The organism is Microvirga sp. P4_G7 (genome assembly GCF_056401005.1).
The window spans coordinates 1-7,356 of sequence record NZ_JBFUKD010000139.1; the positions used below are offsets into that span (position 1 = coordinate 1).

5 protein-coding genes are annotated in these 7,356 nt (G+C 61.6%); all 5 read left to right on the forward strand.

The genetic code is table 11. From position 1 onward, the window contains the following. On the forward strand, positions 1 to 946 hold a 946-nt coding region (locus tag AC1DT3_RS08600), incomplete at its 5' end, for a hypothetical protein (RefSeq protein ID WP_477464838.1). Between the two features lie 26 nt (positions 947 to 972). Then, positions 973 to 3,123: a glycosyl transferase family protein gene (locus tag AC1DT3_RS08605; RefSeq protein ID WP_477464839.1), complete on the forward strand. Its 2,151-nt coding sequence runs from the start codon at positions 973 to 975 to the stop codon at positions 3,121 to 3,123. Between the two features lie 4 nt (positions 3,124 to 3,127). Then, positions 3,128 to 5,701 carry an NfrA family protein gene (locus AC1DT3_RS08610; protein WP_477464840.1) on the forward strand — a complete coding sequence of 858 codons (2,574 nt, stop codon included), beginning with the start codon at positions 3,128 to 3,130 and terminating at the stop codon, positions 5,699 to 5,701. 1 nt (position 5,702) lies between these two features. Next, a complete protein-coding gene (locus AC1DT3_RS08615; protein ID WP_477464841.1) occupies positions 5,703 to 6,389 on the forward strand; it encodes an alginate O-acetyltransferase AlgF in 687 nt (228 codons plus the stop codon). Positions 6,390 to 6,404: 15 nt separating this feature from the next. Then, positions 6,405 to 7,356: MBOAT family O-acyltransferase (locus AC1DT3_RS08620; RefSeq protein WP_477464842.1), on the forward strand; the 952-nt coding region annotated here is incomplete at its 3' end.

The window sequence follows — 7,356 nt, forward strand, 5'->3', positions numbered from 1 at the left end:
CGGCAACGTCGCATCAGCGGGAACCTTGCCGACATCGATCGACGTCGATGTGTCGGCTGCCCCCGGAGCTTCGGCCTCGTCGCCGGTCGCCTCGGTTTTCTTCAACGACTATCTCCTCAGCGCGAGGCGTCTCGACGCGACGGGGCAGGCGGAACGGTTGAGTGCCCGCATTCCCTACTACGCTCTCGCACCGCGCAATGTCGTCCGAGTGACCTTCCATCGCCAACCGTCGAGCGATCGTTGCCGTGAAACGCCGCAGGCGTTTCCCGCGGCCGTTCTTCCCTCGAGCCAGGTGCGTCTGACGAAAGCCGATGGCGGCAAYGACTTCCTTGGCCTGGTACCGACTTTCGCGGGAACGCCTTCCCTGATCGTCCCGCGTCGCTATCTGGAGGACGCGCTCGTTAGTCTCCCGGCCGTCGTCCGGCTGGCCGCAGCCGCGGGGTTGTCGCCGAGAGGGACGACGTTGGCCGTTGCCGACGGAGAAGCGTCGCCCAACGGACCCTTCCTGGCTATCGACACGCCTATCAAGGATGCGGACTCGCACGTGCAAGTCCAGGGCAATCGGCTTGTTCTCAAAACGCGAGCCGACACGCCGCTGCTCGATCTGGAGGGATTGTCTGGAATTGGCATCGCCGAGGTCGTCAAGAGCGGAGTGCATTCGGGCGTTCTCTATCGCGCCGTCGGTAGCCAATCTGCAGGGCCGGGCGAGGCATTTCGCCTGTCGCGCGGAGACATAGCCCTTGTCGGCGATGCGGGTGTGATCGCCGAGTTGTCTAGCGCCAATCCTGGAGGTGACGTTCTCGCCGGTCCGCCTGACGATATCCTGACGTGGCGAACCATCTGGGAAAACCCGTCGAAGCTCGGCATCCTCGCCTCGACGTTCGCGGCGATCCTCTTCCTGCTCCTCCTTCTTCGGGCCGCGTTTGCCCGCCGCAAGAAGAATTAGCGAGAGCAGAGATTGAGAGCTGAACCGTGAACGTTACCTATTGGCCCTACTTTTTCGCCGAGTACTACGCTGCCGTTGAATGGATCACGGCGGTCGTGGCGGTGATTATCCTGATCTCGAGCATCGATGACCTCATCATCGATGCTTGGTATTGGGTACGGGAGAGCATTCGCGCGTTCACGGTAAAGCGGCGATACGCGCCGCTCAGCACGAGCGACATCCGCAATCGGCCAGAGCAACCGATCGCGATCATGATTCCGGCCTGGCTGGAATACGACGTCATTGCACCGATGCTCGAGAATATGGTCGCGACGCTCGACTACCATCGCTACCATATTTTCGTCGGCACCTATGTGAACGACGCCAAGACCATTGCCGAAGTCGAAAAGATGCGCCGGCGCTACCGGCAGCTCGTGCGCGTCGAAGTCCCGCACGCCGGTCCTACATGCAAGGCCGATTGTCTCAACTGGGTCATCCAGGCGATCTTCAAACATCAGCAGGTTCACAACACCCTGTTCGCCGGCATTGTTCTTCACGACAGCGAGGATGTGCTTCATCCGCTTGAATTGCGGTTCTTCAACTATCTGCTGCCGCGGATGGACCTGATCCAACTTCCGGTGACTTCGCTCGAGCGCGAATGGCATGACCTTGTCGCCGGCACCTATATGGACGAGTTCGCCGAATGGCATGCGAAGGATCTCGTGGTCCGGGAAAGCCTGTCCGGCATGGTGCCGTCGGCCGGGGTGGGAACGTGCTTTTCGCAGCGCGCCATCGCGGCTCTCGCTGCGGCGACGAACAACCAGCCCTTCAATACGGATAGCCTGACGGAAGATTACGACATCGGTGCCCGCCTTGCCGAGCTCGGGATGAGATCGATCTTCTGCCGCTTCCCGGTGGAATACGCGGTTCGACGTACGCGGTGGTTCGGCTTCGGCGGCAAGCGCGATATTCGTCTGCAGATGCCCATGTGCGTGCGTGAATATTTCCCGGATACGGTCAGAACGGCGTATCGGCAAAAGGCGCGTTGGACCCTCGGCATCGGTTTGCAGGGATGGCAGCAGATCGGATGGCGTGGTTCGTTCGCCAACCGCTATCTCTTGTTCCGCGACCGCAAGGGAATTGTGACGTCCTTCGTCAGCATTCTCGCTTACATTCTCGTCGCGCATCTGCTTGTCTTCTATGTCGCTTCGCTGTCCGGCGCCTTCGAATGGCGCTATCCGTCGATGTTCGTCACGCACGAATGGCTCGGCATCGTTCTCTATGCGAACTTCGTCGCATTGACGCTTCGCGTCATACAGCGTGTGTACTTCGTAACCCGGCTCTATGGCTGGGAGCACGGCCTCCTTTCCGTGCCGCGCATGGTCGTCGCCAACTTCGTCAACTTTCTCGCGGCTGCCCGTGCATGGCGGATCTTCCTGTCTCACCTCGTTTTCGGCACACCGATCGTCTGGGACAAGACAATGCACGAATTTCCGTCCACCGAGGCGGTCGAGTTGCGACGCCAACGGCTGGGCGACCTGCTTCTCGCTTGGCGCGCCATCGATTCTGAGGCCCTCGATCAGGCCATCGACGAGCAGAAGAACCGAGACGTGCCGCTTGGGCGTTTGTTGATCGAACAGGGCCATCTCGACGAAGAGACGCTTGCCGAAGCGTTGTCGTTTCAAGCCGATCTGCCACGCGTCGGTTTGACCCGGGAACTCGTGCAAGCTCATGCGGACGACTTCAAACTAGACACCTGCCTGCGGTGGCTCGTCATTCCATTCGGCTTTGACGAGGACAATCGCCTGCGCGTTGCGACCGCGCGACCGTTCGATGCCGAGGAGTACGAATTGCTGTCAGACGATCTCGGTTGCAAGCCGATGCTGAGCATCGCGCGCGAGAGCGAGATCAATGCCGGAATTCGCGTCCTTCAAGGAAATCCGCACGCGTTCGACGCGGTCGCGGAGGGGCGTGTGCCACAGCTTCTCGGCGATCTCCTGATCGCGCGTGGCCTATTGGATCGTGAGCGCCTGCAGGACGCCCTTTCGGACTACCAGCCTAGTGAGCACGGAAAAATCGGAAACTACCTCGTGGAAGAGGGCGTCGTTTCACGTGCGCAGGTCGAGGAGACACTAAGAATTCAGCAGACACCCGACCGCGATGGACGGGTTCTCGCCATGCATGGCGAGGAGAGATGATGCGATGAAGCGACGACAAGTCATTTATCGCTCCGCTGGGTGGAAGCGTTTGGTCTCGCACAACCTCCTTGCGATTGTCGCAGCGGCGGTCGTCGCGGGATCCGTGGGCATTCAGGCACGTGCTGCCGAAGAATTGGAGATCACGGGTCCCGCCTATATCGTCGCCGACGAGGCCTACAAGGCGCTCGCTCGTGGAGATTACGAGACCGCTGCAGCCAAGGCCCGCGAGGCGATCCGTCAGCGACCGGACCTCGCTCGCCTCAAGCGCTTGCTGGTCGAGGCCTTGGCGGGTGCGGGCCGCCTGGATGAGGCCGAAAGGACGGCCGGTGACTTCATTGGAGCTGGGGAAACCGATCCGGAGCTGAGCGGGCAGCGAACACGTCTGCGGCGCCAGTTGGCTCGGCGCCCCGGTGAGCTGGCATACCGCGCTCTTGAACGAAAGGACCTCGGCGACGCCATCGCCAAGGCGCGCGAAGCGGTCGCATACGCACCGGATGTGGCCGCGTATCGCCTGCTGCTGATCACGACTCTACTCGCCGACCATAAACTCGAGGACGCGCGGAATGCGGCGTCGGACGCGCTCGCACAGGACGATGAAGACGTCGTTCCCTTAGTGCTGCGCGGTTATGTGAGCCAACGCCTGGGTGATCGCAACGCGGCGATCGCCGATTTCGACAAGGCTCTGTCGCAAGATTGGTTGAGCGGCGAGGACCAGCGCAGCATCCGATTGATCGTTGCCGACGCGGCATTGGCCGCGGGCGACGGGCAGGCGGCTCTGTCCGCGCTCAAGGACTTGAAAGGCACCGATGCAGAGGCGTCCGCCCGGCTTCGCGTCGCGCGCTCGCTCGCACAGGGCCGGACGTCGGCGCCGTCGTCGCGTCGCGATATCCCCGAACCGTTCCTCGATTGCCGCGTAACGCCGTACGGTCAGGAATGTGCGCTTCGGYCTGGTCGGGTCGCTGATGAAAGCGTCGGCTACGCGAGCGCGGCGTATCGGGCGTTCGCGCGCCGCGACTACGCGGAAGCGGTCAAGCAAGCGCGTGAGGCCGTCCAGGTCGATCCGGCCAATCCCGCCTTCAGTGCTCTACTAGTCAACGCTCTCGCGGCCGCGAAGAAACCTGCCGAGGCCGAAAAGGCTGCAACCGTGGCGCTCGCTAAACATGGCCCATCGCGAGAGCTTCTGGCGCAGCGAGGCTATGCGCGGTTGCAGTTAGGTCGTCCAAAGGACGCAGTCACGGATTTCGAAGCAGCGCTTCGTTTGGGCGCATCGACAGACAGCCGGACGCTTCGATTGTCGTTGGCGGATGCGGCGCTTGCGGCCAAGCAACCGCAACGGGCGCTCGACGCATTATCACGCATCAACGAGCGAACGTACGCGGTTTCGTCGCGCAAGGCGTTCGCATCCTTGGCGCTCGGTCGGAAAGAAGATGCTCTCGCAGCAGTTAAGGCGGCCCGTGTCCAGGCATCGAATGCGGCCGAACGTGGCCTGATGACTCGCACCGAGATCGGGCTCCTCGTCGATCTTGGACATCAGCGAGAAGCGGAAGCACTGTTCGCCGATGCGCGGTCCCGGGGTGAGCTCGTCGGTTCCGATCTCGACATCGCCTACCTCGCGATTCGGGTGAAGGATGACGTGGTCGCCGACGAGTCGTTCGAGCGCGCGGAAATGCACGGCCGGCTCACGGGGACGTCGCCCATCGACGCGGCATACGTGGCAAAGCGCCTCGTCAAGAACGACCGCGCGAAGGCATTGCTGCGCAAGGCGATCGATGCAGAAAGTTCAGGCGCTCTCAAATTGGAGCCGCAATATCTCTTTGGGTTGCGGCGGGAGATGGCCGAGCTGGAGCGCACATGGGGGTTCTACTCCAGTCTGAGTTATGGCGCCGTCGGCGTCATGCCGGGTGCGCCGTTTGCCGCTCCTCTCTCCGGCGGCAATGTGCTGCAAACGGGTGACGAGATCTATTGGCGCCCGCCGGTCATCGGTTATCGCAATGGCGCCACAGTCGATCTGTTCGCTCGCGCATTCCAAACGTTGCAGGACGAGACTGGCGGACCGACGGGAATGTCGACGACACAGGGTGCCGTCGGTGTCCGGTGGAAACCCTTCGGCAGCACCAACCTCGTCCTCGAAATCAGCCGCCTTTTTCCTATCGGCGAAAATGCTCGCTACGACACCTTGTTGCGGATGGCGTATTCGGACGGCCGCGGAACGGATCTTCGGGTCGATGTTCCGGATTGGTGGACGTGGCAGGTCTACGCGGATGTCGGACACTACATTCAGAACGCGCAGACCATTGCGACATCGGAAGTACGTGTGGGGCGGAGTTATCGTCTTGACGGGATCAGCAATCGCCTCGTGGCGACGCCGTTCCTGTCAGCCGGCGCCAGCTACGACAATCTACTCGCGACCCCCAACGCGGTCGGAGCGGGCGCCGGCCTCAATCTTCGATATTGGTTCCGCGAAGACAAATACACGGCGCCCATGTCCTACGTGGATGTGAACGTTCAATACCGCTTCAAGCTTGCCGGCGACGATCGCGCGCAGGGCATCTTTGCGGGCATTACGGTGGCCTACTGACATGATCAATCAATTTCGTTCCATTCCAGTGGCTTTGGCGATTGTCGGCATCGCYATGGGCTTTACGGCCCATGCGCAGGAAATCGGCCGTTTGTACGCCGCTCGGCCACCGGCCGGATCCGCGTATGTCCGGTTCGTCCGCGCGGAGGTTGCGCCGGTGAGAGTTGGCATCGAGGGCGCGAACGTAGCCGAGGTTCTTCCCCGCGAAGATGCAATCGCGAGTGTGTATCGCATTGTCGACGGCGGCCGAGCATTCGCGGTGACGGTCGACGGCAAAGCCGTCGGCACAGTGACACCGGCCGCGGACCAATTCACGACGATCGTGCTGCGTAACGATGGCGGAATATTAAAGGCGGTCCCGATCGCGGATTCGACTGAAGGCAGCGACGACCTCAAGGCGGAACTGCGTCTGTACAATCTCGTGCCCGGCTGCGTGGGCGCAGTGGCGATTGCGGCTGGCCCGACGGTGTTCAAGGATGTTCCCGAAGCAGAGAGCCGCCGACGCGCCATCAACCCCGTCGAGGCAAGCCTGGTCGGCAAGTGCGGTGCAAAGGAATCCGCGCCGATGCGATTGCCGTCGCTCAAGGCCGGGGATCACTACAGTCTTTTCCTGATTGGGGCGAGCGAAGCACCGATCCTGGCGGGACAGTTGGACAGCACCGAGCCCTACAAGAAGCCTGCTGATTGATGGACCGGTAGTACAGTGGTTTTCGTCAGCGACAGCTTCGTCTTTCTTTTCCTGCCGGTCTTCTTGATCGCCTATGCCCTCGTCCCGACGACGCTTCGCAATTTGACGATCCTCGCGTTCAGCTGGCTTTTCTACGCCTGGTGGCGCGCTGATTTTCTGCCATTGATCGTATCGATCGCGATCTGGTCGTGGTTGACGGGCTTGTGGATCGCCCGCGCCGAAGGCGGGGCGCGCCGCACCGCGATGATCATCGGCATCGTCGGGCCGCTCGCGGCTCTGGCGTGTTTCAAATATGCCAATCTTCTCGTCGAGACGGCTGGCGAACTCGGCCAGCCGATCAGCAGCTGGGACGCGATCGCGCTTCCCATCGGCTTGTCCTTTTTCGTCTTCGGCGCGGTCTCCTATTCCGTCGATGTCTACAGACGAACGGTTCCGGCCGAACCGAGTTTCGTGAACTATGCCACGTATCAATCGATGTTCGGCCACCTCGTGGCGGGACCAGTCGTTCGCTACAAGTGGGTAGCGGATCGCTTGAAGCAGCGGCTGTTCGATCGCACGGAGTTCGCGGCCGGCACCGAGCGGTTCATGCTCGGGTTTGCGCAAAAGGTTCTGCTTGCCGATACATTGGCTCCTCTCGTCGATGCCGGATACGCTCTTCATGCGCCGACGTCCGCCGACGTGATCGTCACCATCGTCGCCTATACGATGCAGCTGTTTTTCGATTTCGCCGGATACAGCAGCATGGCCATCGGCCTCGGATTGATGGTTGGGCTGAAATTCCCGGAGAATTTCGATGCGCCATATCTGAGTACCTCGCTGTCAGACTTCTGGCGCCGTTGGCACATCAGTTTGTCGAGCTGGCTGCGGGATTATCTCTACATCCCGCTGGGCGGCAGCCGCGATACCCTCGTTCGCAACTGCCTCAATCTGCTGATCACCATGGGGTTGGGCGGCTTGTGGCACGGCG